Below are 25,601 nucleotides of genomic sequence, written 5' to 3'. Positions count from 1 at the left end.
CAGTTTCGACGTCGCAGCGTTTTGTGCGATCCTACATTCGAGGCAGTTCATCACCCCACCGTATTGACCACGACTGGAGGCTGTTCATGCGTAAATCCCTCACTGCCCTTGCCGTCTGCCTGTCCGCTTTCGGCCTTGCTGCTCCCGCCCAGGCGGAGCTGACCGGCACGCTGCAGAAGATCAAGGAAAGCGGCACCATCACCGTCGGCCACCGCGAGTCCTCGGTGCCCTTCTCGTACCTGGACGCCGACCAGAAGCCGATCGGCTACGCGATGGACCTGTGCGCCAAGGTCGTCGATGCGGTCAAGTCCGAACTGAAGATGCCCAACCTTCAGGTGAAGTACCAGGCGGTCACCTCGCAGAACCGCATCCCGCTGATGCAGAACGGCACCATCGACCTCGAGTGCGGCTCCACCACCAACAGCGTGGCGCGCCAGCAGCAGGTCGGCTTCAGCGTGCATTACTTCATCACCAGCGTGCGCATGGCGGTGCGCAAGGACTCCGGCATCAAGGACATCGGCGACCTCAACGGCAAGCCCGTCGCCACCACCACCGGCACCACCTCCGACGCGCTGATCAAGCAGAACGAGAAGGGCAAGTCGATCGACGTCAAGAACATCTACGGCAAGGACCACGCCGATTCCTTCCTGATGGTGGAAAGCGGCCGCGCCGCCGCCTTCGTGATGGACGACATCCTGCTCGCCGGCCTGATCGCCAACTCCAAGAAGCCGTCGGACTTCGCCATCGTCGGGCCGTCGCTGCGCGACGAGCCCTACGGCGTGATGCTTCGCAAGGACGACGCCCCGTTCAAGGCGGTGGTCGACAAAACGCTGATCGGACTGATGAAGTCCGGCGAGGCGGAAAAACTCTACACCAAGTGGTTCATGAACCCGATCCCGCCGCGCAACGTCAACCTCAACTTCCCGATGAGCCCGGCGCTGAAGGCCGCCTTCGCGTCGCCGAGCGACAAGGGCGTCGAGTAAGGATCGGCACCCGCCTTGCCCAGGTGCGCGGCATCGTGCGCCGCGCACCTGGGCAAGCCCGTTGCCGGCCGCCGCGGCCGGCACCCGCGGCGCGCCGATGACCGCGCGCTGCTACACGCCAGGGGATGAACATGAACTACCACTGGGACTGGCAGTTTTTCTTCCAGGAGGCCGACGACGGCCTCAAGTACTACGAGTGGGTGATCTCCGGCCTCGGATGGACGACGGCGGTGTCGCTCGCCTCGCTGGCCGTGGCGCTGCTCTTGGGCTCGGTGCTCGGCGTCATGCGCACCACGCCCAAGCGCTGGCTGGTGGCGATCGGCGACACCTACGTCGACCTGTTCCGCAACATCCCGCTGATCGTCCAGCTCTTCCTGTGGTTCTTCGTCGTGCCCGAGCTGGTGCCCGACAAGATCGGCATCTGGATGAAGCAGGACCTGCCCTACATCGTCACCGCCGTCGTCGGACTGGGGCTGTACACCGCCGCCCGCATCGCCGAGCAGGTCAAGTCGGGAATCAACGCGCTACCGCGCGGCCAGCGCTTCGCCGGCCTCGCGCTCGGCTTCACCGAATGGCAGACATATCGCTACGTGCGCCTGCCGATGGCCTACCGCATCGTGCTGCCGGCGCTGACGTCGGAGTCGATGAACATCTTCAAGAACTCGGCGGTGACCTACGCGGTGGGCATCCTCGAGCTCTACTTCCAGTACAAGCAGATCATCGAGAAGACCTCGCAGGTGCTGGAGATCACCATCGTCGTGACGATGGCGTATTTCATGCTGGCCTTCGTCATGAACCGCATGCTCGCCTTCGTCGAGAAGCGCACGCGGGTGCCCGGGCTGATCTCGGGCACGGGAGGGAAGTGACATGAGCGACTTCGACTTCTCGGTCATCACCGCCAACTGGCACTTCCTCGCCGAAGGCCTGCGCTACACGCTGCAGGTCACCGTCACCGCGATGATCGGTGGCATCATCATCGGCACCCTGCTCGCGCTGATGCGGCTGTCGTCGATCAAGCCGCTGCAGTGGTTCGCCGCCGGCTATGTAAACTTCTTCCGCAGCGTGCCGCTGGTGCAGGTGATCCTCGCCGTCTACCTGATCCTGCCGCTGCTGCTGCAGTTCCTCACCGGCAAGATGATCCCGATCGGCGCGGAGAACTCGGCCTACTTCACCTTCACGATCTTCGAGGCGGCCTATTATTCCGAGATCATGCGCTCAGGCATCCAGTCGGTGCCGCGCGGCCAGATCGGCGCCGGCTATGCGCTGGGCTTCACCTACGGCCAGACGATGCGCCTGGTGGTGCTGCCACAGGCTTTCCGCAACATGCTGCCGGTGCTGCTCACGCAGACCATCGTGCTGTTCCAGGACGTGTCGCTGGTCTATGCCATCGGCGCCACCGACTTCTTCGGCGCGGCCGACAAGATCACCCAGCGCGACCTGCGTCCGGTGGAGATGTACACAACCGTCGCCGTCGTCTACTTCGTCATCTGCTTTGCGCTGTCGCGGCTGGTGAAGCGGCTTCAGGCCCGCATCGCCATCATTCGCTGACCCCGGGAGTGAGCACCCATGATCCAGATCAAGAACGTTTCCAAGTGGTACGGCAGCTTCCAGGTCCTGACCGACTGCACCACTGAGGTCAAGAAGGGCGAGGTCGTGGTGGTGTGTGGCCCATCGGGTTCGGGCAAGTCCACGCTGATCAAATGCGTGAATGCGCTCGAGCCGTTCCAGAAGGGCAGCATCATCGTCAACGGCACCGCGGTCGAGGACCCGAAGACCAATCTCCCCAAGCTGCGCTCGCACGTCGGCATGGTGTTCCAGCATTTCGAGCTGTTCCCGCACATGACCATCACCGACAACCTGGCGATCGCGCAGATCAAGGTGCTCGGCCGCAAGCGTGACGAGGCAATGGAGAAAGGGCTGAAGCTGCTCGATCGCGTCGGCCTGAAGGCGCATGCGAGCAAGTTCCCCGGCCAGCTCTCCGGCGGCCAGCAGCAACGCGTGGCGATCGCGCGTGCGCTGGCGATGGATCCGATCTGCATGCTGTTCGACGAGCCGACGTCGGCGCTCGACCCGGAGATGATCAACGAGGTGCTCGACGTCATGGTCGAGCTCGCGCGCGAGGGCATGACGATGATGTGCGTCACCCACGAGATGGGGTTCGCGCGCAAGGTGGCGCATCGCGTGATCTTCATGGACCGCGGCGCGATCGTCGAGGATGCGGCGAAGGACGATTTCTTCGGCAAGCCGCGTTCCGAGCGCGCGCAGACCTTCCTCGCCAAGATCCTGCAGCACTGAGCGGATTCGCCCCCCCATCCCCACGGACGCGCTTTTGGCCGGCCACGCGGCCGGCCCCCACCCGAGGAGACGACCATGAAGTTACTGCAACGCATCGTGCCCGGCCTCGCTGCCTTTGCCCTTCTGTTACCCGGAGGCTTGCAGGCCCGCGAAGCGCCTGCCGACACCCGACTTGCCAATGTCGTGATCCTGGCCACCGGCGGCACCATCGCCGGCGCCGGCGCCACTGCCGCCAACAGCGCCACTTATCAGGCCGCGAAAGTGCCGGTGGACAAGCTCATCGCAGGCGTCCCGGAGTTGAAGGATCTGGCCAACGTGCGCGGCGAGCAGGTCTTCCAGATCGCATCGGAGAGCTTCACCAACGACCACCTGCTGCAATTGGGCAAGCGCGTCAGCGAGCTGACCAAGCAGGCCGACGTGGACGGCATCGTGATCACCCATGGCACCGATACGATCGAGGAAACCGCCTACTTCCTGAACCTGGTCGTCCACAGCGACAAACCCATCGTGGTCGTGGGCTCGATGCGTCCCGGCACGGCGATGTCGGCCGACGGCATGCTCAACCTGTACAACGCGGTCGCGGTGGCACGCAGCGCGGACTCCCGCGGCAAGGGCGTGCTGGTGGCGATGAACGACGAGATCAACGCGGGACGCGACGTCACCAAGATGATCAACATCCGCACCGAGGCCTTCAAGAGCCCATGGGGTGCGCTGGGCATGGTGGTCGAAGGCAAGACGTACTGGTTCCGCCAGCCGGTGAAGCGCCACACCGTCAATTCGGAGTTCGACATCGACCAGATGAGCACGCTCGCGCCGGTGGAGATCGCCTATGGCTACGGCAACGTGTCCGACGTGGCCTATCGCGCCTTCGCGCAGGCCGGCGCCAAGGCCATCGTGCATGCCGGCACCGGCAATGGCTCGGTGGCCAAGCAGGTCGTGCCCGCCCTGCAGGAACTGCGCGGCCAGGGGCTGCACATCATCCGCTCGGCGCGCGTGACGGGCGGCGGCTTCGTCATCCGCAACGCCGAACAGCCCGACGACAAGTACGACTGGGTCGTCGCCCACGACCTGAATCCGCAGAAGGCGCGCATCCTCGCCGCCGTCGCGCTGACCAAGCCGCGCGATGCCAAGGACCTGCAGCGCATATTCTGGGAATACTGAGCGTCGATGCCAAGGGCGTGGCACGGCTCGACCCGCCACGCTCCTGCAGTTACAAGCCGGCGTCCGTCCCGCCACCGCTGCGCGCCGTCTCGACGACGTGGCGCGTCAGCGACGGCACAAAAAGTTCGATGAAGGCATACACGAAGCCACGCAGCCACGCATTGCGACGGATGCCGATGCGCGTCATGCTGGATTCGAACAGGTGGCTCGCCTCCACCATGCCCAGCTTTCGGTCTTCCTCCGCGCTGTAGGCCATGCGCGCGAGGATGCCGATGCCCAGATCCATCTCCACGTACTTCTTGATCACATCGGAGTCGATCGCGGTGAGCACCACATTGGGCTTCAGGCCACGACCGAGGAAGGCCTTGTTGATCTGGCCCCGCCCGGTGAAGGCGTCGTCGTAGGTGATCAGTGGATAGCGCGCAATCGCCTCCAGCGTCAGCGGCTGCTCGCGCAGGATGGGATGGCGCGGCGTGGCGACGATGCAGCGGTTCCACTGGTAGCAGGGCAGCGTCACCAGCTCCGGATTGTCGGCGATGGCCTCGGTAGCGATCGCGAGATCTGCCGTGCCGCCCAGCACCATGTCGCACACCTGCCGGGGATTGCCCTGATGCAGCTCCAGCCTCACCCGGGGGTAACGCTGCATGAAATCCCGCACGACGGCAGGCAGCACGTAGCGCGCCTGGGTGTGAGTGGTGGCGATCGACAGCGTGCCCGCGGATTCGTTGGAAAACTCCGCGCCAACCTGAAACAGGTTGTCCATGTCACGCAGCATGCGCTCCGCGATCGCCAGCACCGCCCCGCCCGGCTCGGTGATGGCGACCAGACGCTTGCCGTGGCGGGCGAAGATCTCGACGCCAAGCTCGGCCTCGAGCAGCCGGATCTGCTTGGACACCCCCGGCTGGGAAGTAAACAGCGCATCCGCCGCGTCCGACACGTTGAGACCGCGCCGCGCCACCTCGTGGATGTATCGCAGTTGCTGGAGATTCATGATCGTTCGCCAAGTGGCTCAAGCGACTTAAGCGGCTTAATAACCAACAGTTCTTAAAGTCTAACGCAAATCTCCTTTTTGACCCTAATCCGCGCCATTACGATGCCGGGCATCGAAAAGGATCTTCCCAATGGATTTCGCCTATACGGTCGCAGGTTTCTCGGTCGGCGCCATCGTCGGACTCACCGGTGTCGGTGGCGGTTCGTTGATGACGCCGCTGCTGGTGCTGCTGTTCGGCATCCATCCCTCGGTCGCCGTCGGCACCGACCTGCTCTACGCCGCGATCACCAAGGCGGGCGGCACGCTCGCCCATGGGCTGAAAGGAACGGTGGACTGGCAGATCACCCGGCGGCTCGCCGCTGGCAGCATTCCCGCCGCGGCGCTGACACTGGTGCTGGTGCATCGGTTCGCCCCCGGCGGCATCGACGGCGCCGCCAGCCTGATCAAGGTGGCGCTGGGCGTCGCGCTGTTGCTGACCGCCGTGGCGCTGATCTTTCGCCGCCGTATCCAGGACTATGCGCGCCAGCACTTCGGCGACACGCCCAATCCGGCGCGGACCGCAAGGTTGACCGTGCTCACCGGTGCCGTGCTGGGCGTGCTGGTGTCGATCTCGTCGGTCGGCGCGGGAGCCCTCGGCGTCACCGCGCTGTTCTTCCTCTACCCGGCGATGCCCGCGCTGCGCATCGTCGGCTCGGACATCGCCCATGCGGTGCCGCTGACCGCCGTTGCAGGCATCGGTCACTGGTTCCTGGGCAGCGTGGACTGGCTGCTGCTCGGCAGCCTGCTGATCGGCTCGCTGCCGGGTATCTGGCTGGGCAGTCACATCTCGACCAAGGTGCCCGACCGCATCCTGCGCCCCATCCTGGCCACCATGCTGATGCTGGTGGGCGCGAAGCTGATCAGCCACTGACCCCCGAACACAACGACAACAATCACGGCTCGCGGCCCCAGTTCGCGCCCCTCCTGCATCCAACGACTCGCATCCAACACAGAGAGCTCTCATGTATCAGTACGACGAATACGACCAGCGCCTGCTCGACGAACGCGTCGCCCAGTTCCGCGACCAGATGCGACGCTACCTCGCCGGAGAACTCTCCGACGACGAGTTTCGTCCGCTGCGGCTGCAGAACGGCCTCTACATCCAGCGCCATGCGCCGATGTTCCGCATCTCCGTGCCCTACGGCAACCTGGCCAGCCGGCAATTGAGGAAGCTCGCGCACCTCGCGCGCACCTTTGACCGCGGCTACGCTCACTTCACCACCCGCACCAACGTCCAGTTCAACTGGCCCGCGCTGGAAAACGTGCCCGAGATGCTCGCCGAGCTTGCCAGCGTGCAGATGCACGCCAACCAGACCTCGGGCAACTGCATCCGCAACATCACCGCCGACCCGTTCGCCGGTGTGGCCGCCGACGAAGTCGCCGATCCGCGTCCGTTCGCCGAAATCCTGCGCCAGTGGGCGACCTACAACCCGGAATTCGCCTTCCTGCCGCGCAAGTTCAAGATCGCCTTCAACAGCGCCGCAGAGGACCGCGTGGTGTTGCGCGTGTACGACATCGGCCTCGACCTGATCCGCAATGGCGCCGGCGAGCCCGGTTTCCGCGTACTGGTGGGTGGCGGGCTCGGCCGCACGCCCATCCTCGGCGAGGAGGTTGCCGCCTTCGTGCCGTGGCAGCACCTGATCACCTACTGCGAAGCCATCCTGCGCGTCTATAACCGATATGGCCGGCGCGACAATCTATGGAAGGCGCGCATCAAGATCCTGGTGAAGGCGCTCGGCGTGGAGGAATTCCGCCGTCAGGTCGAGGAGGAATGGGCGCATTCCAAGGATGGCCCCAGCACCATCACCGAAGCCGAGCTTGCCCGCGTGGCGGCGCACTTCGCACCGCCAGCCTACGAGGACCTCCCCGCGCAGGATCCCGCCTTCGACGCGCAGCTCGCCGGCAACAAGGCCTTCGCCACCTGGTTCAAGCGCAATGTGCGCGCCCACCGCCAGCCGGGTTACGCCTCGGTGATCCTGTCGCTGAAGAAGACCGGCACCGCACCGGGCGACGTCACCGCCGAGCAGATGGACCTGATCGCCGATCTCGCCGACCGCTTCAGCTTCGGCGAGGCGCGCATGCTGCACGAGCAGAACGTGGCGCTCGCCGACGTGCGCCGCCAGGATCTGTTCGAGTTGTGGCAGGCCGCGCGCGAAGCCGGCCTGGCGACGCCCAACATCGGCCTGCTGACGGACATCATCTGCTGCCCGGGCGGCGACTTCTGCAGCCTCGCCAACGCACGCTCGATTCCGGTCGCCGATGCGCTGCAGCGTCGCTTCGACGATCTCGACTACCAGCACGACATCGGCGAGATCGACCTCAACATCTCTGGCTGCATGAACTCCTGCGGCCATCACCACGTCGGCCACATCGGCATCCTCGGCGTCGACAAGAACAACGAGGAGTGGTACCAGATCACGATCGGCGGCACACAGGGCAACGGCACCACGCTCGGAAAGGTGATCGGCCCCTCGTTCGCGCTCGACGAAGTGGTGGGCGTGGTCGAGCAATTGCTCGAGACCTACGTCGAACTGCGCCATGAAGACGAGCGTTTCATCGACACCGTACAACGCGTCGGCATCGAGCCCTTCAAGACTCGCGTCTATGCCGACCGCCAGCCGCACAGGAAGCCTGCCCATGTCTGACAAGATCATCAAGAACGGCCGCATCGTCGCCGACGCTCGCCTGACCGTGACGCTCGCTGAAGGCGAGGCGCCCGCCGACATCGCCGTGCCTGCCGGGCAGGTGCTGGTGCCGCTTGCCGTGTGGCAGGCGCGCCGTGACGAGCTCCTTTCGCGCGCCCAGAGCGGCGAACTCGGCGTGTGGCTCGCCGCGGGCGAGGACGTTGCGGCGCTGGCCGACGACCTGGCAGACCTGCAGGTCATCGCCCTGCAGTTCCCGAAGTTCACCGACGGCCGCAGCTATTCCGCCGCCACCCTGCTGCGCAGCCGCTATGGCTATCGCGGCGAGTTGCGCGCGATCGGCTTCGTGCTGCGTGACCAGTTCAACTACATGACCCGCTGCGGCTTCGACTCGCTGGAGCCGCCCACCGGCCGCTATACCGACGAACAGCTCGAGGCGGCAGTCGCCAGCATCGAGGACTTCACCCAGCCCTACCAGAGTTCGGTGAAGGATCCGCTGCCGCTGTTCCGTCGCGTCGACCGTGGCACCGACCAGCAGGTGCAGGCATGAACGCCAGCGTCTCCCTGTTGCGCCCGGCGCCGGCCAATCCCGCCACGCGTCCGGAACTGACTGAAGCGCTGCGTGCCGCCGTCGCGGCCAAGGCCGACGCCGCACGCGCCTTCCTCCGTGAAGCGGTGGCCGAATTCGGCACCGCCGGCGAGCTCACCTTCGCCAACAGCTTCGGCGCCGAGGACATGGTGCTGACCGACCTGATCTTGCAGGCCAAGCTGCCGATCGAGATCTTTTCGCTCGACACCGGCCGCCTGCCGGCCGAAACCTACTCCTTGATCGGCGAAGTCGAGAAGCGCTACGGCGTGAAGCTGAAGATCTACTTCCCGGATGCCGGCGCGGTGGAGCAGTTCGTACGGACCCACGGCATCAACGCCTTCTACGACTCGGTGGAGCTGCGCAAGGGCTGCTGCGGCGTGCGCAAGATGGAGCCGCTGCGCCGCGCGCTGGCCGGCAAGAAGGCGTGGATCACCGGTCTGCGTGCCGCGCAGTCGGTGACCCGTACCGCCATGGCCACGCGTGAGTTCGACGAGGGCAACGGCCTGGAGAAGCTGAACCCGCTGCTGGACTGGAGCGAAGCCGAGGTGTGGGCCTACATCCGCCTGCACGAGGTCCCCTACAACGCGCTGCACGACCAGTTCTACCCGAGCATCGGCTGCGCGCCCTGCACCCGCGCGATCGCCGTCGGCGAGGACGTGCGCGCTGGCCGCTGGTGGTGGGAAGACCCGACCACCAAGGAATGCGGTCTGCATGTGAGCGAGCGCTGAGCCATGAAAGTCCTGTCCCCGACCAACCGCGCCCCTGGCAACGCCCAGCCTGGCCTGCGGCAGCGCCTTGAGGCCCTGCTTGCCGGCCTGCGCGCGGCACTGCGCGCCTTCCGCGCCGCGACACCTACGAAACGCTGAACAGAATCATGTCCACCCTGACCAAACAGACGCTGTCCCACCTCGACTGGCTCGAAGCCGAAGCCATCCACATCCTGCGCGAAGTCGCCGGTCAGTGCGCCAATCCGGTGCTGCTGTTTTCCGGCGGCAAGGATTCGATCTGCCTGCTGCGCCTGGCCGAGAAGGCCTTCCGCCCGGGCCGCTTCCCCTTCCCGCTGATGCACATCGATACCGGTCACAACTACAAGGAAGTGACCGATTTCCGCGACAAGCGCGCCGCCGAGCTGGGCGAGCGGCTGATCGTGCGCTCGGTAGAGGATTCGATGGTGCGCGGCACGGTGGTGCTGAAGCACCCGATGGAGAGCCGCAACAAGCACCAGTCGGTGACGCTGCTGGAAGCGATCGAGGAGTTCGGCTTCGACGCCTGCATCGGCGGCGCCCGCCGCGACGAGGAGAAGGCGCGGGCGAAGGAGCGGATCATGAGTTTCCGCGACGAGTTCGGCCAGTGGGATCCGAAGAACCAGCGGCCGGAACTGTGGAACCTGTACAACGCGCGCAGCCACAAGGGCGAGAACATCCGTGCCTTCCCGATCAGCAACTGGACCGAGCTGGACGTGTGGCAGTACATCCAGCGCGAGCAGCTCGAGCTGCCGTCGATCTATTTCGCCCACACCCGCCCGGTGGTGCGCAAGAACGGCCTGCTGCAGCCGGTGACCGAGCTGACGCCGGCGAAGGATGGCGACGTGGTCGAGGACGTGCTGGTGCGCTTCCGCACCGTGGGCGACATCACCTGCACGGCGCCGGTGGAGTCGGATGCCGACACGGTGGAGAAGATCCTGGCCGAAACCGCGACCACCACGATCACCGAGCGCGGGGCGACGCGGATGGACGACCAGACCTCCGAGGCGTCGATGGAGCAGCGGAAGAAGGAAGGGTATTTCTGAAAGTTTTTTCCGGAGGGGCTCGATGGTTCGTGCTCGAGGCAGCGCACGGAGTGTTCGCTCCGAGGGCTGCGGAACTCGCCCTTCGGGCTCAGACAGTCCTCGCCCTCTCCACGAATACTCCGCACGCTGCCGGAACCAGTGTGCCAGTACTTGGAAAAGACATGGACCGCCCCGTAAACATGGCTCCGACACGCTCCAACCATCCCGGCGCGATGCCGTGAGCCGGGGTCGTGCGGGGTGTTTGCGGCGCCGGCGAGGACTGTCTGAGCCGAGCGCAGCGAAGGCGAGTTCCGCAGCCGGCAGAGCGAATACCCCGTGCGGCCCCGGCGGATTAGCAGCACACGCCATGAGCAAGAAGCGCCCCCAACGAAGCCAGCACCTGATTTAGAGAAAGATTGAAGGAATCATGACCATGTCCGCCCTTGAACACCTGCCCGAGATCGACAACGGCCTGCTGCGCTTTCTGACCTGCGGCAGTGTCGATGACGGCAAGAGCACCCTGATCGGCCGCCTGCTGTTCGACACCAAGACAATCCTCGCCGACACCCTCAACGCCATCGAGAAGACCTCCGCCAAGCGCGGCATGAGCGCAGTCGACCTGTCGCTGCTCACCGACGGCCTGCAGGCCGAGCGCGAGCAAGGCATCACCATCGATGTCGCCTATCGCTACTTCTCCACCGGCCGGCGCAAATACATCATCGCCGATGCCCCGGGCCACGAGCAGTACACCCGCAACATGGTCACCGCCGCGTCCACCGCCAACCTCGCCATCATCCTCATCGATGCACGCAAGGGCGTGCTGACCCAGACCCGGCGCCACTCCTACCTCGCCAGCCTGGTCGGCATCCCCCACCTCCTGGTCGCGGTCAACAAGATGGACCTGGTCGACTACGACCAGGCGGTGTTCGAGCGCATCAAGGCCGAATATCTCGAATTCGCTGCCAGACTCGGCATCAAGGACGTCCGTTTCATCCCGCTGTCCGCGCTCAACGGCGACATGATCGTCGACCGCGGCGACCGCCTCGGCTGGTACGACGGCCCGACGCTGCTCGAGATCCTCGAGAGCGTCCCCGCCGCCCACACCGAACAGGCCGAGGATTTCCGCTTCCCGGTGCAGTTCGTGTGCCGTCCGCAGGACTCCGCCAACCCGGAACTGCACGACTACCGCGGCTTCATGGGCCGGGTGGAATCCGGCGAGATCGCCGTCGGCGACGCGGTGACCGTGTTGCCGTCCGGCGCCAGCAGCCGGGTGAAGGCCATCGAACTTGGCGGAGCGCCACTGCCGCGTGCCATCCACGAACAGTCGGTGACGCTGCTGCTGGAAGACGAGATCGACATCTCGCGCGGCGACATGATCGTGAAATCGGCCGAGGCGCCGGAACCGGTCAAGCAGATCGACGCCACCGTGTGCTGGCTGTCGGAGACACCGATGTCGCCCGCCCGCACCTACCTCGTGCGCCATTCCACGCGCGAAGTGAAAGCCAAGGTCGCGAAGATCGACTACCGGCTGGACGTCAACACGCTGGAGCAGGAAGCGGCGACCAGCCTGGCGATGAACGACATCGCCCGCCTCACGCTCAAGCTCGCCCAGCCCATCGTCGCCGACCGCTACGCCGCCAACCGCGCCACCGGCGCCTTCATCATCATCGACGAGAGCACCAACAACACGGTCGGCGCGGGCATGATCGGCTGACGCGTCAGAGCGTTTCTTTACGAGCCGCAGCGGCGCTGTCGATAATGTCGGCCGCGCCGCTTTTCTTCCCTCCGCCATGTCCGCTCACGTACCGCCCGACACCGACCGCACCCGACTCGACAAGTGGCTGTGGGCAGCGCGTTTCTACAAGCATCGCACTGCCGCGACCGACGCGGTCGACGGCGGCAAGGTCAAGCTCAATGGAATGGCAGTGAAACCGGCGCGCGAGGTGAGGCCGGGCGACCGCATCGAGATCACGATCGACGAAGACGTGCGCGTCGTCGTCGTCAGGGCAATCGCCGACAAGCGCGGACCGGCCAGCGTTGCACAGACGCTTTACGAGGAAACGCAGGACAGCCTTGCCCGGCGTGAAGCTGCGCGCGAAACGCGCAAGCTGGCGGCAACGCCCGGAGCCGACCTGCACGGCCGCCCGACCAAGCGCGACCGCCGCCGCATCGACCGCTTCGGCGGCTTCTGAAGCGTCACCCTATTTCAGCGCCATCGCCAGCGCGATCGGCAGGAAGACCACCGCGGCGACGTTGCCGATCAACACCATCGACGCCACCTTGTCGGGCTCCTGGTCGTATCGCTCGGCGAACATGTAGTTGAGTACCGCTGGCGGCAGCGCGCCGAACACCAGCAACAGCGCCTGCTCGCGCGGCGGCAGATCGATGAGCTGCAGCAGCGCCCATGCCAGCACCATCCCCACCACCGGGCGCAGCACCGCGCCGAACACGCCGAAGCCGACGGCATTGATGCGCGAATCCGCCAGCCGCACGCCGAGCGCGAACAGCATCAGCGGAATCGAGACGTCGCCCACCATCCTGATCGACATCAGCAGCGGCGGCCACACCTCGATCCCGGCGAGGCCCACCGCCAGGCCGGTGATGGTGGCGAGGATGGAAGGCGAGCGCCACACGTTGGTCAGCCTGGTGTGGTGGTCGAGCAGCCACGCACCGTAGGAAAAATGGATCACGTTCGACACCACGAACATCACCACCGCCGGTGCCAGCGCCGAATCGCCGAAAGCCAGTACCGCCAGCGGCAGGCCGAGGTTGCCGCAGTTGTTGAACATCATCGGCGGCACCAGCGTCTTCGACGCAATGCCGGCGGACCGCGCCACCAGCAGTCCGACCACGCCCGAGCCCACGATGATCACCAAGGTCGCGAGCAGCAGCGGCAGATACTCGCCGATGCGGAAGTCCTTGCTGACCAGCGCCCCGAACACCAGCGCCGGCACGAAAACATCCATGTTGAGCTTGTTGGCGTGCGACAGGTCGGGCTTCACGCGCCGGCCGACGAAGTAGCCGAGGGCGGTGATCGCAAACAGCGGGAACAGGATGGAGACGATGCGGATCAGCATGGGGCGGCCAGAAATGGAAAGGTCCGCGGGGGCGCCGCGGACCGGAACCGGGGCTGCTTCGAACGGCAACCCGCGGGATTGTGGCGTTGGGCGAGTTACAGCACGTAGCGCGCCAGATCCTCGCGCTCGGCGAACACTTCGAGACGGCTGTCGACATAGGCAGCGTCGACGCGCACCGCCAGCTCGGCGCTGCTGCGGCCGGCCTCGAACGACACCTCCTCGAGCAGCTTCTCCATCACCGTATATAGCCGCCGCGCGCCGATGTTCTCGGTCTTCTCATTCACCTGGAATGCGATCTCCGCCAGGCGGCGGATGCCCTCGGGCGCGAACTCGAGCTTCACGCCGTCGGTGGCGAGCAGCGCCTCGTACTGACGCGTGAGGCAGGCGTCGGTGCTGGTGAGGATGCGCTCGAAATCGTCGACCGACAGCGATTCCAGTTCCACACGGATCGGGAAGCGGCCCTGCAGTTCGGGGATCAGGTCGCTCGGCTTGCTCAGATGGAAGGCGCCGCTGGCGATGAACAACACATGATCGGTCTTGATCATGCCGTACTTGGTCGAGATCGTCGTGCCCTCGACCAGCGGCAGCAGATCGCGCTGCACGCCCTGGCGCGACACGTCGGCGCCGTGCGCATCGCTGCGCGCGGCGATCTTGTCGACTTCGTCGAGGAACACGATGCCGTTCTGTTCCACGGCGCGCACCGCGTCGGCCTTCACCTCGTCATCGTTGATCAGGCGCGCGGCTTCCTCGTCGGCGAGCAGCTTCAGCGCCTCGCGGATCTGCAGCTTGCGCTGCTTCTTCTTGCCGCCGCCCAGGTTCTGGAACATGCCCTGAATCTGCTGGGTGAGCTCCTCCATGCCCGGTGGGGCGAAGATCTCGGCCTGCATGGACGGCGCCGCGACCTCGAGCTCGATCTCCTTGTCGTCGAGTTCGCCCTCGCGCAGCTTCTTGCGGAATTTCTGCCGCGTCGCCGAATCCTGCGGCTCCGGCTCGGCATTGAAGCCGACCGGCCGGGCCGAGGGCAGCAGCGCGTCGAGCACGCGGTCCTCGGCGGCATCCAGCGCGCGGTCGCGCACCGTCTTCATCGCGCGCTCACGGCCGTCCTTGATCGCGATCTCGACCAGATCGCGGATGATGGTGTCGACATCACGGCCAACATAGCCAACCTCGGTGAACTTGGTCGCCTCGATCTTGATGAAGGGCGCGTTCGCCAGGCGCGCCAGGCGGCGCGCGATCTCGGTCTTGCCGACACCGGTGGGGCCGATCATCAGGATGTTCTTGGGCGTGATCTCGCTGCGCAGCGGCTCGGACACCTGCGCACGGCGCCAACGGTTGCGCAAGGCGATGGCGACGGCCTTCTTGGCCTTGTCCTGGCCGACGATGTGCTTGTCGAGTTCGGAGACGATCTCCGGCGGGGTCATCTGGGTCATCGATGTTTCCTTCAGCAGCCTTCAGTCCAGCGTCTCGATGGTGTGGCACTGGTTGGTATAGATGCAGAGATCGCCCGCGATCGCGAGCGATTTGGCGACGATCTCTTTCGGTTCGAGCTCGGTGTTTTCGAGTAGCGCACGCGCTGCCGCCTGTGCGTAGGCGCCGCCGCTGCCGATGGCGACGATACCCTGTTCGGGCTCGAGCACGTCGCCATTGCCGGTGATCACCAGCGAATTGTCGCGATCGGCCACCGCCAGCATGGCTTCGAGGCGACGCAGCATGCGGTCGGTACGCCAGTCCTTGGCGAGTTCCACCGCACTGCGCAGCAGGTTGCCCTGGTGCTTCTCGAGCTTGGCTTCGAAGCGCTCGAACAGCGTGAAGGCGTCAGCCGTGCCGCCGGCAAAGCCGGCCAGGATCCTGCCACCATAGAGCGTGCGCACCTTGCGCGCCGAAGCCTTGATGACGATGTTGCCGAGCGTGACCTGGCCGTCTCCGCCGAGCGCGACGCGGTTGCCGCGCCGCACCGACAGGATGGTGGTGCCGTGATACTGTTCCATGAGTTATTCCTTGCGGGATGTGCAGCCCTGCGGCGCGCTCAGTCGCGCAGTGTGACGTGGGCGACCTGGTCCACGCCCATCACGCGCAGCAGGGCGCCGACCATTGCATTGACGTTCTGCAGGGCGATCAGTCTACCTTGCGCGCGCAGGGTGGACAGAATGTTGAACAACATGCCGGCGCAGACGAAGTCGATCCGCCTGAGGCGGGCACAGTCGACAACAACCTCGCTGCGCTCCGATGCGAACGCGGCCAGCCTGCGCAGCGCGTCGTTGGATGCCCCGCCCAGATCGGCATCGAAACGGAACACGTCGCCCTCCACCTCGACCAGCGGCTCGGCGGCCTGGGCAACCGGACGGCTCGCCTCGCGCGCCTCCCACGACGGTGGCGATTCCTCGAAGGTGACGGCGTAGTCGATCGCCAACTCTTCGAAGCGTGCCTCATCGTTGCAGTGCTGGAGCAGCTCGAGTAGCAACAGCCAGACATCGCGCGCCTCGGCCCGCCCGGGGGCGACCTGCGTCGACAGCATGTCGGCAAGCGCATCGCCGTTTAGCAGCGCCACCTTCACACGAGCCGCCGCCAGCTCGGCCAGGGTTTGGCGCATCAACGCACAGCCGGCCTCGTCGGCGCCGCGCACGCGGCCGAAGTCGATACGGATGGTGCCGCTTTTGCGACCGATGATGCCGATCTGCTGGAACTGGGTCGCGGCCTGCGCCGACAGCCTGCCTGAAAGGTTGACCGTCGGGGCATGCGCCACGCGGCGCTCTGCCTGCGGCGACAGGTCGGCCCAGGGCGGCGGTGAACGCTCGAAGCGGGTGGCGTAATCGAGCACGCGAGCGTCGAAACGCTGCTTCTGCCCGGTCAGGCGATAAAGGTCCAGCAACATCAGCCACAAGCCATCACCCGCGATCGTCGCGGGGTCATCGAGCACGGCCTCGAGCACGCGCTCGGTTTCGGCGATGTCGCCATTCGCGTAAAGCACCGCCGCCTCCTCGCAGGCCGCGCCCACCCCGGTGGCGCTTTCCTGCACTTCGACCAGGCGCGCCACGTGTGCCAGGGCATGGCCGGCATCGGCGCCGGCGAAGTTCAGCGAAGACAGCTCGGTACGCGGCGGAAGTTCATCGGCGCGATCGCTCACTCCCGCGCCCAGCGGGGGCGGACCGGAGGGTGGTTTCTTGCCGAAGAAGGGAATTGCCACGCTGACGTCTTTCCTTGTCGACTGGTGCGAGAGCGCGATAACCGTGCTGGCCGCAGGATAGCACTTGTCCAAACGGGCTTGCGTGCCGGCGGCCGGACGTACTTACATTCTGAAAAACTCGGGCAAGGCACGGAGTTCATGCCCCGCAGGGCGAAGCTCGGCTAGAATGCTGCAATGCACATCGACAATTCCGGCCGCGGCTCGCCACCGGCACCGGGTAGCGCATCCGGACCCGGAGGTCGCTTCCGCCTGCCCGTGCGCGTCTACTACGAAGACACCGATGCTGCGGGCGTCGTCTATTACGCCAACTACCTGCGCTTCTGCGAACGCGCCCGCACCGAATGGCTGCGCGCGCTCGGCTTCGAGCAGCAGGCGCTGCTGGCGGACGAGGGAATCGGCTTCGTCGTGCGCTCGGTCAAGGCTGATTTTCTGTCACCAGCGCGGCTGGACGACAGCCTGAGCGTCGTGACGTCGGTCGCCGGGCTGCGGCGGGCATCCCTCGAATTTCGGCAGGAAATCACGCGCGACGACGAACGCCTGTTCGTCGCGCATGTCGTATTGGCCTGCGTCGACTGGCGACGCCAGAAGCCGGTGGCGATTCCGTCTGCAATGCAACAACAATTTCAAACATACTCGATCCCAGCATGACCGCCTCTCACGACCTCTCGTTCATCAGCCTGATCAGCCAAGCCAGCGTCCTCGCCCAGCTCGTCATGTTGCTGCTTGCCACGCTGTCGGTGGTCTCCTGGTACTGGATCTTCCGCAAGTGGTTCCAGATTCGCGCCGCACGCGCCGAAACCGACGCCTTCGAGCGTGATTTCTGGAGCGGCGCTGACCTCAACAAGCTGTTCGAGTCGGCCTCCTCCTCGCGCCACCAGACGGGCGGCATGGAGCGCATCTTCGAATCCGGATACCGCGAATTCTCCAAGCTGCGCACCAAGAGCCACGACACCAGCGCCACCATCGACGGCTCGCGCCGGGCGATGCGCGCCACTTACCAGCGCGAGGTGGACGACCTCGAGGCGCATCTGGCCTTCCTCGCGTCGGTCGGCTCGGTGTCGCCCTACATCGGCCTGCTCGGCACGGTGTGGGGCATCATGAACGCCTTCCGCGGCCTGTCCAACGTCAGCGTGGCGACGCTCAACCAGGTGGCGCCGGGCATCGCCGAAGCGCTGGTGGCGACGGCGATCGGCCTGTTCGCGGCAATCCCGGCGGTGGTCGCCTACAACCGCTTCGCGCACGACATCGACCGCATCAGCATCCGCTTCGAGAGCTTCATGGAGGAGTTCTCGAACATCCTGCAGCGCAGCCTGCGCTGAGCGGCGGGGAGTCGCGATGCGCCAGCGCCGCCTGATGAACCAGATCAACGTCGTGCCCTATATCGACGTGATGCTGGTGCTGCTAGTGATCTTCATGGTCACCGCGCCGATGATCCAGCCGGGCACGATCAACGTGCCCTCGGCCGGGACCGTCTCCGCGCCGCCCGCCGAGGCGATCGTGATCGAGGTCAAGCCCGACCGCAAATACGGCTTGCGCATGTCGTCGAGCGCCGCCTCGCGGCCCGTGACCGAGCTCGAGCTGCAGCGCGAGATCCGCAATGCCCTCGCAAAGAATCCTGAGCAGCCTTTCCTCGTCGCCGCCGACCGCAAACTGGAATACCAGGTTGTCATCGACGTGCTCGAGGCCGCGCGTGGAGCCGGCGTGACCAAGATCAGCCTGCAGACTCAGGGCGGCAGCACAAGGAAATGAACGACCGCGCAGCACCCCCGCGCCGCGAGCCGCCAGGCCGCAAGGCATCGGCCGCACTGACGGTGGCAGTCCACCTTGGCCTGGCGCTGTTCCTGTTCTTCGGCATCCGTTGGCAGAGCCAGCCGCCCGCCTCGCTGGAGGTCGAGCTGGCGAGCGCGCCGCCGAGCGCGGCGCCGTCGGCCGCAGCGCCCGAACCCACCACGAGTTCGGAGCCCAAGCCGCAGGCCAAGCCCGAGCCGCGCCCGGAACCCAAGCCGGAGCCGCGCCCGGAGCCCAAGCCCGAGCCGAAGCCTGTCGTCCCACCCAAGGCCGCACCGGCACCCGAACCCAAGCCGCAACCCAAGCCGGAAATCGCGACCAAGGCGCCCGAGAAGAAGCCCGAGCCGAAGAAGCCCGAACCGAAGCCGGAACCGCCCAAGCCTGAACCGAAGAAGCCTGAGCCCAAGAAACCGGAACCACCGAAACCCGACACCAAGCCGCCCGAGCCCAAAGCGCAAGCCAAGCCCCTCGAGCCTGCCCCCCCTGACTACCTGAAGCAGCAACTGGAGCAGGAGCGCAAGCGCGCCGAAGCCGCACGCCGCGAACAGGAGGCGAAGCAGGCCGAGCAGGCACGGCTCGCCGGCATGCTCAATGCCGATGCCGCACGTGCTTCCGCGGCCAGCACCAGGGGCAATTTCGACAAGTACAAGCTGGCGATCCAGCAGAAGGTGCGCGGCAACCTGCTGCGTCCGCCCGGCCTCAGCGGGAACCCGGAAGCCGTGTTCGAGGTCGATCAGCTCCCGTCCGGTGAAGTGCTGGCGATCCGCCTCAAGCGCTCTTCCGGCATCCCGGCGCTGGACGACGCAATCGAGCGTTCGATCCGCCGCTCCAGCCCCTTGCCGCTGCCGGAGCAGCGCGATTTGTTCCAGCGCACGCTGGAGCTGCGCTTCCGCCCGCTCGAGGATTAAAGCCAACCCCCGGATTTGATGGATATAATTCGATGCTTCGCGCCAACGCCGTCACGCAGATGCTCGCCGCCTTCCGCTTTTTCATCCTTGCCGTCCTCGCCGGCCTGTCGCTGAACGCCAGCGCCCAACTGTCGATCGAGATCGTCGGCGCCGGCGCCTCGCGCTACCCGGTGGTCATCCCCATCTTCGAGAATGAAGGTCAGTTGCCGCGCGGCGTCACCGACGTGGTCCGTGCCGACCTCGAGCGCAGCGGCCTGTTCACCCTCGTCAACATCGGCCCGCAGGCGCTGCCCGAATCGGTGACGCCCGACCTCGCCGGCATCCGCAGCCGCGGCGCCGACGCGGTGCTCACCGGCTCCTTCCTGCCGCAGGGCGATGGCCGCTACCAGGTCCGCTTCCGCCTCTTCGACACGCAGAAGCAGACGGAACTCGGCGCGATGGCGCTGCCCATGGCCCCCGCGCAGAACCGCGCCATTGGCCACCGCATCGCCGACTTCGTCTACGAGAAGCTGACCGGCCAGCCGGGCTACTTCTCCACCCGCATCGCCTACGTGGTCAAGAGCGGGCCCAATTACGAGTTGCAGGTCGCCGACGCCGACGGCATGAACGCCGCCACCGCGCTGCGCTCGCGCGAGCCGATCATCTCGCCGGCGTGGTCGCCCGACGGCCAGCGCCTGGCCTATGTGTCGTTCGAGCAGAAGAAGCCGATCGTCTACGTGCATACGCTCGCCACCGGCCAGCGCCGCGTGGTGGCCAACTTCAAGGGCTCCAATTCGGCGCCGGCGTGGTCGCCAGACGGCAGCCAGCTCGCGGTGGTGCTGACCAAGGACGGCTTGTCGCAGCTTTATGCGATCAACGCCGACGGCTCCGGCGTGCGCCGCCTAGCCAGCTCGGCGGGCATCGACACCGAACCCGCCTGGGCCGCAGACGGCAACATCTACTTCACCTCCGACCGCGGCGGCAGCCCGCAGATCTACCGCGTGTCATCGACCGGCGGCAGCGCGCAGCGCGTCACCTTCGACGGCAGCTACAACGTGACGCCGCGCCCCTCGCCGGACGGCCGCCAGCTCGCCTTCATCACCCGCAACAACGGTCGCTTCCAGGTCGCCATCCAGGATGTCGCCTCGAAGCAGACCACGATCCTCACCGATTCGGCTCGTGACGAATCCCCCAGTTTCGCCCCCAACGGACGCATGATCCTCTACGCCACCGAAAGCGGCGGACGAGGCGTGCTCGCCGCTGTGTCGTCGGACGGGCGGGTCAAACAGCGCCTGACGGTGCAGGCTGCCGACGTTCGCGAGCCCGCCTGGGGCCCGCAAGCCCGGTAACTCACGCTGCATCCTTTCTGAATCACACAAAACGAATTGGAGTTCTACATCCATGAAGAAGCTCGCTCTGCCCATCCTGCTGTCTGCCTTGCTGGCGGCCTGCTCCAGCACCGGCCCGGAAGCCACCGGCGCCAAGGTCGAGGACCGCACCGGCGGTGCCGGCAGCGGTGTCGCCACGGTGAATGCCGGCAGCACCTCCGGCGTGCGCATCCCGGCGCTGGTCGACCCCAACAACATCCTGTCCAAGCGCAGCGTCTACTTTGACTTCGACAGCTTCGTCATCAAGGCTGAAGCCAAGCCGCTGATCGAAGCCCACGCCCGCTTCCTGGTGCAGAACCCGAACGAGACGATGCGCATCCAGGGCAACACCGACGAGCGCGGCAGCCGCGAATACAACCTGGCGCTGGGCCAGAAGCGCGCCGACGCCGTCAAGCAGGCCCTGCTGCTGCTGGGCGCCAAGGAGTCGCAGATCGAATCCGTCAGCCTCGGCGAAGAGAAGCCGCGCTGCGAAGAGGCGACCGAGGCGTGCTACGCGCAGAACCGTCGCGGCGACATCCTCTACTCCGCCGCCGGCGATTACTGAGATGAAGCGCCTCCTGCCGCTGGCAGCGCTGCTCGCGATGTCATCGGTCGGACCCGCCCAGGCGGGTCTGTTCGATGACACCGAGGCGCGCCGCCAGATCATGGACATGCGCCAGGAGCTCGAGGGCCGCATCGACACGACGAGCCGCGGCCAGCTCGAGCTGGCCAACCAGAACGAACAGCTGCGTGCCGAGATCGCACGCCTGCGCGGCCAGCTCGAAGTGCTCGCAAACGAAGTCGAGAACCTCGGCGCCCGCCAGCGCGATTTCTACGTCGACCTCGACACCCGCCTGCGCAAGCTCGAGTCGACATCGAGCGCCGCGCCAGCAGCCCAGCCCGGCAGCCCGGCGGCAAATGCCCCGGCAGGAAGCGTCTCCGCAGCGGCAGCATCCGCTGACACGGGTGCAGAATCGTCCGACTACGAAGCCGCACTGAACCTGCTCAAGCAGGGCAAGAACAAGGAAGCACTCGGCGCCTTCGAGAGCTTCATCACCCGCTACCCGTCCGGCAATTTCGCGCCCGGCGCCCACTTCTGGGCCGGCAATGCCGCACTGCAGACGAAGGATGTCGCGTCCGCCAGCAAGCACTTCAACTTCGTGCTCAACAAATGGCCGAACGACACGACCGCGCCTGACGCAATGCTCGGCCTGGCCAACAGCCAGCAGGCGATGGGAGACGCGAAGACGGCGCAGCGTACGCTGCAGCAACTGGTCGATCGCTATCCGCAGAGCAACGCGGCCAAGATCGCCAAGCAGCGCCTTGCAGCACGCTGACACCATGAATGAAGCCGTCGCGACGGATGACGTCGGCTCTTCCGCCGACAGCGCGCGCGCCGACGCCAGGCTACGCATCACCGAGATATTCGCCTCGCTGCAAGGCGAGTCGACGCGCGTGGGCCTGCCCACCGTCTTCGTGCGCCTCACCGGCTGCCCGCTGCGCTGCACCTGGTGCGACACCGCCTACGCCTTCCAGGGCGGGGAAGCGCGCACGCTGGAATCCGTGCTCGCCGAAGTGGCGCAGCACGGACTGCCCTACGTGTGCGTCACCGGTGGCGAGCCGCTGTCGCAGAAGAACTGCCTGCCGCTGCTGACGGCGCTGTGCGATGCCGGCTATTCGGTTTCGCTCGAGACGAGCGGCGCGCTCGACATCGGCGCCGTCGATGCGCGCGTGTCGCGCATCATGGACCTCAAGGCGCCGGGCTCGGGCGAGGTCTTGAAGAATCGCTACGCCAACATCGCGCTGCTGAACGAGCGTGACGAGGTCAAGATCGTGCTCGCCGACGAGGCCGATTATGCGTGGGCGAAGCAACAGATCGCCGAGCACGACCTCGCCCGCCGCTGCACCGTGCTGCTGTCGCCGGTCGCGGGGGCGCTGGAACCGGCGACGCTCGCAGAATGGATCGTGCGCGACCGCCTGCCGGTGCGCTTCCAGTTGCAGTTGCACAAGATCCTCTGGAATGACGCCCGCGGGCGATGAGCCGCACCGGCCGTGCGCGGGGCAACGCAATCGCAAGGTTTTGCCATGAACACGCAATCTCCACCCCGCCGCGCTGTCGTGCTGCTGTCGGGCGGACTCGACTCCGCCACCTGCCTCGCCATCGCGCGTGACATGGGTTTCGAGACCTATGCGCTGTCGGTGGCCTATGGCCAGCGCCACGCGGCGGAGCTTGCCGCCTCGCAGCGCGTCGCGCATGCGCTGGGCGCCAGGGCGCACCGCACCGCCAGTGTCGATCTCGGCCAGTTCGGCGGCTCCGCGCTCACCGACGCCTCCATCGCCGTGCCCGAGGATGAACCGGGCAGCGGCATCCCGGTCACCTATGTGCCGGCGCGCAACACGGTGATGCTGTCGATCGCGCTGGCCTGGGCCGAGGTGCTGGGCGCGCGCGACATCTTCGTCGGCGTCAACGCGGTGGATTATTCCGGCTATCCGGACTGCCGCCCCGCCTTCATCGAGGCCTTCGAGAACATGGCCAACCTCGCCACCAAGATCGGCGTCGAGGGCGCGCGCATCCGCATCCATGCGCCGCTCATCGATCTGTCCAAGGCCGACATCATCCGCCGCGGCATGGCGCTGGGCGTCGATTACGGGCTCACCGTCACCTGCTACCAGGCCGACGACGAGGGTCGCGCCTGCGGACGCTGCGAGGCTTGCCGCCTGCGCGCCGCCGGCTTTGCCGCCGCCGGCGTGCCCGACCCCACCGCCTACCAGTAACGCGAGCCGCACGCGCGCTCCGGCATACCGAGCGAGATCCGCATGGCGGAAATCCAGTCCATCACCAGCACCGTCGTGTGGGCCGCATTCGCCATCGGCACGGTGTTCGGCTACGTTGGCAGCCGCAGCCGCTTCTGCACCATGGGCGCGATCTCCGACGTCGTGCTGATGGGCGACTGGAGCCGCATGCAGATGTGGATGCTGGCCATCGCCACCGCCATCGTCGGCACCACTGCGCTGCAGCTTGCCGGCCTGCTCGAGGCGTCGAAGACGATCTACGCCGGCAGCCGCCTGTTGTGGCTGTCGCATCTCGTCGGCGGCGCCGCTTTCGGCGCCGGCATGACGCTCGCTTCCGGCTGCGGTGCACGCACGCTGATCCGCATCGGCGGCGGCAACCTCAAGTCGCTGGTCGTCTTCGCCTTCTTCGCCATCGGCGCACTCATGACGCTGCGCGGACTGTTCGCCGTCGGCCGTGTCCGCTTCCTGGAGCCGGCGGCCATCACGCTGCCGCACGCGCAGACCCTCCCGGCCTTCCTCGCCGCCACGGGCCTCCCCGCCGGCACGGCGCTGATGCTTGCGTGTGGCGCCCTCGCCCTGCCGCTGCTCGCCTTCGTCTTCCGTCGGCGCGAGGGCTGGCGCGCGGACGTGCTGCTCGGCGGCCTCGTCACCGGCGCACTGGTCGTCGCGGGCTGGTACGTCACCGGCCACCTCGGCCACCTGGTCGAACATCCCGACACCCTGGAAGAAGCCTTCCTCGGCACGAACAGCAATCGCGCCGAGTCGCTGACCTTCGTCGCGCCGCTGGCCTACACGCTCGACCTGCTGACGATGTGGAGCGATACCAGCCGCGTGCTCACCTTCGGCATCGCCAGCGCGCTGGGCGTTATCGTGGGCGCGGCGGTCGACGCCATCGGCCGGCACACCTTCCGCCTCGAGAGCTTCCGCGACAGCGGCGACCTCGTCCGCCACATTGTCGGCGGGCTGCTGATGGGCTTCGGTGGCGTCACCGCGCTCGGCTGCACCATCGGCCAGGGCATCAGCGGCCTGTCCACGCTGGCGCTCGGCTCCATGCTCACGACCGCCTCCATCGTCATCGGCGCGGTCGTCACGATGAAGCTTCAATACCGCCTGATGTCGGCGGCAGCCTGAAGATGCACCTGCCAAGGTTGGCACGACGATTCTGTTGTCGCGCGGGCGTTTTGGGTTCTTGACACATCGACGGGCGGGCAACTAGAATTCGGCCTCGTTTTTGGGTCGTTAGCTCAGCTGGTAGAGCAGCGGACTTTTAATCCGTTGGTCGCAGGTTCGAATCCCGCACGACCTACCAAGTTTCACGCAGGAAGCCAGTCCTTCGGGGTTGGCTTTTTGTTTTTGCGGCTCAGGTCCGGGCCGTCGACCGCGGTTCGCTTCGGCACATCGATCAGCCCGCCCCATCTTTCGCCTGTCGGCTGCCGCGATCAAGCCGCAAGCTGCGCTCGAGGTTTTCGCCATCACGCGGCGAGGCCTAAAATCTCGATAGATGATCGCCGACACCGAGCGGCGCACAAACAGGCGGAGACAGCATCATGAGCGCACGCTCGTTCAGGGTTTCGATCGCGAACACCGGGGAAGAGTACGTCTGCTCCGAGGACGACAATCTCCTGAAAGGCATGGAGCAGTTGTCACGCAAGGGCATTCCGGTCGGCTGCCGCGGCGGCGGCTGCGGCGTGTGCAAGATCCAGATCGAGTCCGGCACCTACCGCTCGATCAAGATGAGTCGCTCGTACGTCACGCGCGAGGAGGAAGCAAGCGGCATCGTGCTGGCCTGCCGCGTGTTCCCGCAGAGCGACATCACGCTCAGCGTGCTCGGCAAGATGGTGAAGAAGTTCGAGCTGTACGCGCTGCCAGCCCAGCGCACGAGCGCCGTGCCGGCTCCGGCTCCGGCTCCGGCGCTGTCGACCGAGGCGGCCGCGCCGGCGGAAGATGGACAAGATGCGCCGTGAAACGTATGATGTGAAACAAACCCAGTGCGAGCCGTGGATCCTGAACAGGCATTCCGGATCAGCCGCACCAGCG

29 protein-coding genes and 1 tRNA gene are annotated in these 25,601 nt (G+C 66.2%); 25 read left to right on the top strand and 5 right to left on the bottom strand.

The window, feature by feature from the left end; genetic code table 11:
• Positions 1-86: 86 nt before the first annotated feature.
• The 5 genes from GH664_RS14225 (at position 87) to GH664_RS14205 (ending at position 4,439) form a co-directional block, all read left to right on the top strand.
• Positions 87-983, top strand: a complete 897-nt coding sequence (locus GH664_RS14225) for a transporter substrate-binding domain-containing protein (RefSeq protein WP_153168741.1) — start codon at positions 87-89, stop codon at positions 981-983.
• 131 nt (positions 984-1,114) lie between these two features.
• Positions 1,115-1,849, top strand: a complete 735-nt coding sequence (locus tag GH664_RS14220) for an amino acid ABC transporter permease (RefSeq protein ID WP_153168740.1) — start codon at positions 1,115-1,117, stop codon at positions 1,847-1,849.
• Position 1,850: 1 nt separating this feature from the next.
• Positions 1,851-2,531: an amino acid ABC transporter permease gene (locus GH664_RS14215; RefSeq protein ID WP_153168739.1), complete on the top strand. Its 681-nt coding sequence runs from the start codon at positions 1,851-1,853 to the stop codon at positions 2,529-2,531.
• Between the two features lie 18 nt (positions 2,532-2,549).
• A complete protein-coding gene (locus GH664_RS14210; RefSeq protein WP_153168738.1) occupies positions 2,550-3,278 on the top strand; it encodes an amino acid ABC transporter ATP-binding protein in 729 nt (242 codons plus the stop codon).
• Between the two features lie 75 nt (positions 3,279-3,353).
• Positions 3,354-4,439, top strand: a complete 1,086-nt coding sequence (locus tag GH664_RS14205) for a type II asparaginase (protein ID WP_153168737.1) — start codon at positions 3,354-3,356, stop codon at positions 4,437-4,439.
• A 49-nt stretch (positions 4,440-4,488) separates the two neighbouring features.
• Here GH664_RS14205 and GH664_RS14200 read toward each other — a convergent pair whose 3' ends face one another.
• Positions 4,489-5,430 (bottom strand): CysB family HTH-type transcriptional regulator, encoded by a 942-nt coding sequence (locus tag GH664_RS14200; RefSeq protein ID WP_153168736.1) that lies wholly within the window; start codon positions 5,428-5,430, stop codon positions 4,489-4,491.
• A gap of 130 nt (positions 5,431-5,560) precedes the next feature.
• Here GH664_RS14200 and GH664_RS14195 point away from each other — a divergent pair, with 130 nt between their 5' ends.
• The 8 genes from GH664_RS14195 (at position 5,561) to GH664_RS14160 (ending at position 12,660) form a co-directional block, all read left to right on the top strand.
• Complete coding sequence (locus GH664_RS14195) at positions 5,561-6,340, top strand: sulfite exporter TauE/SafE family protein (RefSeq protein ID WP_153168735.1); 780 nt, start codon at positions 5,561-5,563, stop codon at positions 6,338-6,340.
• A gap of 91 nt (positions 6,341-6,431) precedes the next feature.
• Positions 6,432-8,114, top strand: coding sequence for a nitrite/sulfite reductase (locus GH664_RS14190; protein WP_153168734.1), 1,683 nt, complete (start codon positions 6,432-6,434; stop codon positions 8,112-8,114).
• On the top strand, positions 8,107-8,661 hold the full coding sequence (locus GH664_RS14185; protein ID WP_153168733.1) for a DUF934 domain-containing protein: 555 nt from the start codon (positions 8,107-8,109) through the stop codon (positions 8,659-8,661). Before GH664_RS14190 ends, GH664_RS14185 begins: the two co-directional genes overlap by 8 nt.
• Positions 8,658-9,428, top strand: coding sequence for a phosphoadenylyl-sulfate reductase (locus GH664_RS14180; protein WP_153168732.1), 771 nt, complete (start codon positions 8,658-8,660; stop codon positions 9,426-9,428). Before GH664_RS14185 ends, GH664_RS14180 begins: the two co-directional genes overlap by 4 nt.
• 3 nt (positions 9,429-9,431) lie before the next feature.
• Entirely contained in the window at positions 9,432-9,566 is a 135-nt protein-coding gene (locus GH664_RS14175; protein WP_255424942.1) for a hypothetical protein, read from the top strand.
• An 8-nt stretch (positions 9,567-9,574) separates the two neighbouring features.
• Entirely contained in the window at positions 9,575-10,489 is a 915-nt protein-coding gene (gene cysD / locus GH664_RS14170; RefSeq protein ID WP_153168731.1) for a sulfate adenylyltransferase subunit CysD, read from the top strand.
• A 412-nt stretch (positions 10,490-10,901) separates the two neighbouring features.
• A complete protein-coding gene (cysN, locus tag GH664_RS14165; RefSeq protein WP_153168730.1) occupies positions 10,902-12,182 on the top strand; it encodes a sulfate adenylyltransferase subunit CysN in 1,281 nt (426 codons plus the stop codon).
• 76 nt (positions 12,183-12,258) lie between these two features.
• Entirely contained in the window at positions 12,259-12,660 is a 402-nt protein-coding gene (locus tag GH664_RS14160; protein ID WP_153168729.1) for an RNA-binding S4 domain-containing protein, read from the top strand.
• Positions 12,661-12,669: 9 nt separating this feature from the next.
• Here the strand turns inward: GH664_RS14160 and GH664_RS14155 are convergent, their stop codons facing one another.
• The 4 genes from GH664_RS14155 to GH664_RS14140 form a co-directional block, all read right to left on the bottom strand.
• A complete protein-coding gene (locus GH664_RS14155) occupies positions 12,670-13,545 on the bottom strand; it encodes an AEC family transporter (protein ID WP_153168728.1) in 876 nt (291 codons plus the stop codon).
• Positions 13,546-13,640: 95 nt separating this feature from the next.
• Positions 13,641-14,975 (bottom strand): ATP-dependent protease ATPase subunit HslU, encoded by a 1,335-nt coding sequence (gene hslU, locus GH664_RS14150; RefSeq protein WP_153168727.1) that lies wholly within the window; start codon positions 14,973-14,975, stop codon positions 13,641-13,643.
• Between the two features lie 21 nt (positions 14,976-14,996).
• Entirely contained in the window at positions 14,997-15,533 is a 537-nt protein-coding gene (gene hslV / locus GH664_RS14145) for an ATP-dependent protease subunit HslV (RefSeq protein ID WP_153168726.1), read from the bottom strand.
• 38 nt (positions 15,534-15,571) lie between these two features.
• On the bottom strand, positions 15,572-16,729 hold the full coding sequence (locus GH664_RS14140) for an STAS domain-containing protein (protein ID WP_153168725.1): 1,158 nt from the start codon (positions 16,727-16,729) through the stop codon (positions 15,572-15,574).
• A 174-nt stretch (positions 16,730-16,903) separates the two neighbouring features.
• Here GH664_RS14140 and ybgC point away from each other — a divergent pair, with 174 nt between their 5' ends.
• From ybgC to GH664_RS14080, 12 genes are all read left to right on the top strand, one after another.
• A complete protein-coding gene (gene ybgC, locus GH664_RS14135) occupies positions 16,904-17,377 on the top strand; it encodes a tol-pal system-associated acyl-CoA thioesterase (protein WP_153168724.1) in 474 nt (157 codons plus the stop codon).
• Positions 17,374-18,048 (top strand): protein TolQ, encoded by a 675-nt coding sequence (gene tolQ, locus GH664_RS14130; protein WP_153168723.1) that lies wholly within the window; start codon positions 17,374-17,376, stop codon positions 18,046-18,048. The genes ybgC and tolQ overlap by 4 nt, the downstream gene beginning before the upstream one ends.
• A gap of 16 nt (positions 18,049-18,064) precedes the next feature.
• The gene (gene tolR, locus GH664_RS14125) at positions 18,065-18,478 is read left to right on the top strand and encodes a protein TolR (protein WP_153168722.1); all 414 of its coding nucleotides are present in this window, start codon (positions 18,065-18,067) and stop codon (positions 18,476-18,478) included.
• Positions 18,475-19,425, top strand: coding sequence for an energy transducer TonB (locus GH664_RS14120; RefSeq protein WP_153168721.1), 951 nt, complete (start codon positions 18,475-18,477; stop codon positions 19,423-19,425). Before tolR ends, GH664_RS14120 begins: the two co-directional genes overlap by 4 nt.
• A gap of 32 nt (positions 19,426-19,457) precedes the next feature.
• Entirely contained in the window at positions 19,458-20,753 is a 1,296-nt protein-coding gene (gene tolB / locus GH664_RS14115; RefSeq protein WP_153168720.1) for a Tol-Pal system beta propeller repeat protein TolB, read from the top strand.
• Positions 20,754-20,805: 52 nt separating this feature from the next.
• Positions 20,806-21,336 (top strand): peptidoglycan-associated lipoprotein Pal, encoded by a 531-nt coding sequence (pal, locus tag GH664_RS14110; protein ID WP_153168719.1) that lies wholly within the window; start codon positions 20,806-20,808, stop codon positions 21,334-21,336.
• A gap of 1 nt (position 21,337) precedes the next feature.
• Positions 21,338-22,108 (top strand): tol-pal system protein YbgF, encoded by a 771-nt coding sequence (ybgF, locus tag GH664_RS14105; protein WP_153168718.1) that lies wholly within the window; start codon positions 21,338-21,340, stop codon positions 22,106-22,108.
• 4 nt (positions 22,109-22,112) lie between these two features.
• A complete protein-coding gene (queE, locus tag GH664_RS14100) occupies positions 22,113-22,811 on the top strand; it encodes a 7-carboxy-7-deazaguanine synthase QueE (RefSeq protein ID WP_153168717.1) in 699 nt (232 codons plus the stop codon).
• Positions 22,812-22,856: 45 nt separating this feature from the next.
• Positions 22,857-23,546: a 7-cyano-7-deazaguanine synthase QueC gene (gene queC, locus GH664_RS14095; RefSeq protein ID WP_153168716.1), complete on the top strand. Its 690-nt coding sequence runs from the start codon at positions 22,857-22,859 to the stop codon at positions 23,544-23,546.
• Positions 23,547-23,588: 42 nt separating this feature from the next.
• The gene (locus tag GH664_RS14090; protein WP_153168715.1) at positions 23,589-24,695 is read left to right on the top strand and encodes a YeeE/YedE family protein; all 1,107 of its coding nucleotides are present in this window, start codon (positions 23,589-23,591) and stop codon (positions 24,693-24,695) included.
• Positions 24,696-24,797: 102 nt separating this feature from the next.
• Positions 24,798-24,873: transfer RNA gene (locus GH664_RS14085), tRNA-Lys, on the top strand.
• 238 nt (positions 24,874-25,111) lie between these two features.
• Positions 25,112-25,528 (top strand): 2Fe-2S iron-sulfur cluster-binding protein, encoded by a 417-nt coding sequence (locus tag GH664_RS14080; RefSeq protein WP_153168714.1) that lies wholly within the window; start codon positions 25,112-25,114, stop codon positions 25,526-25,528.
• The last annotated feature ends 73 nt before the right edge of the window (positions 25,529-25,601 follow it).

It is taken from the genome of Thauera sp. 2A1 (assembly GCF_009469595.2).
Classification (GTDB): domain Bacteria; phylum Pseudomonadota; class Gammaproteobacteria; order Burkholderiales; family Rhodocyclaceae; genus Thauera.
Note: the sequence above shows the minus strand (reverse complement) of the source record. Positions and strands in the feature narration are given on the sequence as shown.

Coding starts and splice junctions, on each gene's coding strand:
- GH664_RS14225 (WP_153168741.1), top strand. CDS start 87: ATGCGTAAATCCCTCACTGCCCTTGCCGTCTGCCTGTCCGCTTTCGGC.
- GH664_RS14220 (WP_153168740.1), top strand. CDS start 1,115: ATGAACTACCACTGGGACTGGCAGTTTTTCTTCCAGGAGGCCGACGAC.
- GH664_RS14215 (WP_153168739.1), top strand. CDS start 1,851: ATGAGCGACTTCGACTTCTCGGTCATCACCGCCAACTGGCACTTCCTC.
- GH664_RS14210 (WP_153168738.1), top strand. CDS start 2,550: ATGATCCAGATCAAGAACGTTTCCAAGTGGTACGGCAGCTTCCAGGTC.
- GH664_RS14205 (WP_153168737.1), top strand. CDS start 3,354: ATGAAGTTACTGCAACGCATCGTGCCCGGCCTCGCTGCCTTTGCCCTT.
- GH664_RS14200 (WP_153168736.1), bottom strand. CDS start 5,430: ATGAATCTCCAGCAACTGCGATACATCCACGAGGTGGCGCGGCGCGGT.
- GH664_RS14195 (WP_153168735.1), top strand. CDS start 5,561: ATGGATTTCGCCTATACGGTCGCAGGTTTCTCGGTCGGCGCCATCGTC.
- GH664_RS14190 (WP_153168734.1), top strand. CDS start 6,432: ATGTATCAGTACGACGAATACGACCAGCGCCTGCTCGACGAACGCGTC.
- GH664_RS14185 (WP_153168733.1), top strand. CDS start 8,107: ATGTCTGACAAGATCATCAAGAACGGCCGCATCGTCGCCGACGCTCGC.
- GH664_RS14180 (WP_153168732.1), top strand. CDS start 8,658: ATGAACGCCAGCGTCTCCCTGTTGCGCCCGGCGCCGGCCAATCCCGCC.
- GH664_RS14175 (WP_255424942.1), top strand. CDS start 9,432: ATGAAAGTCCTGTCCCCGACCAACCGCGCCCCTGGCAACGCCCAGCCT.
- cysD (WP_153168731.1), top strand. CDS start 9,575: ATGTCCACCCTGACCAAACAGACGCTGTCCCACCTCGACTGGCTCGAA.
- cysN (WP_153168730.1), top strand. CDS start 10,902: ATGTCCGCCCTTGAACACCTGCCCGAGATCGACAACGGCCTGCTGCGC.
- GH664_RS14160 (WP_153168729.1), top strand. CDS start 12,259: ATGTCCGCTCACGTACCGCCCGACACCGACCGCACCCGACTCGACAAG.
- GH664_RS14155 (WP_153168728.1), bottom strand. CDS start 13,545: ATGCTGATCCGCATCGTCTCCATCCTGTTCCCGCTGTTTGCGATCACC.
- hslU (WP_153168727.1), bottom strand. CDS start 14,975: ATGACCCAGATGACCCCGCCGGAGATCGTCTCCGAACTCGACAAGCAC.
- hslV (WP_153168726.1), bottom strand. CDS start 15,533: ATGGAACAGTATCACGGCACCACCATCCTGTCGGTGCGGCGCGGCAAC.
- ybgC (WP_153168724.1), top strand. CDS start 16,904: ATGCACATCGACAATTCCGGCCGCGGCTCGCCACCGGCACCGGGTAGC.
- tolQ (WP_153168723.1), top strand. CDS start 17,374: ATGACCGCCTCTCACGACCTCTCGTTCATCAGCCTGATCAGCCAAGCC.
- tolR (WP_153168722.1), top strand. CDS start 18,065: ATGCGCCAGCGCCGCCTGATGAACCAGATCAACGTCGTGCCCTATATC.
- GH664_RS14120 (WP_153168721.1), top strand. CDS start 18,475: ATGAACGACCGCGCAGCACCCCCGCGCCGCGAGCCGCCAGGCCGCAAG.
- tolB (WP_153168720.1), top strand. CDS start 19,458: ATGCTTCGCGCCAACGCCGTCACGCAGATGCTCGCCGCCTTCCGCTTT.
- pal (WP_153168719.1), top strand. CDS start 20,806: ATGAAGAAGCTCGCTCTGCCCATCCTGCTGTCTGCCTTGCTGGCGGCC.
- ybgF (WP_153168718.1), top strand. CDS start 21,338: ATGAAGCGCCTCCTGCCGCTGGCAGCGCTGCTCGCGATGTCATCGGTC.
- queE (WP_153168717.1), top strand. CDS start 22,113: ATGAATGAAGCCGTCGCGACGGATGACGTCGGCTCTTCCGCCGACAGC.
- queC (WP_153168716.1), top strand. CDS start 22,857: ATGAACACGCAATCTCCACCCCGCCGCGCTGTCGTGCTGCTGTCGGGC.
- GH664_RS14090 (WP_153168715.1), top strand. CDS start 23,589: ATGGCGGAAATCCAGTCCATCACCAGCACCGTCGTGTGGGCCGCATTC.
- GH664_RS14080 (WP_153168714.1), top strand. CDS start 25,112: ATGAGCGCACGCTCGTTCAGGGTTTCGATCGCGAACACCGGGGAAGAG.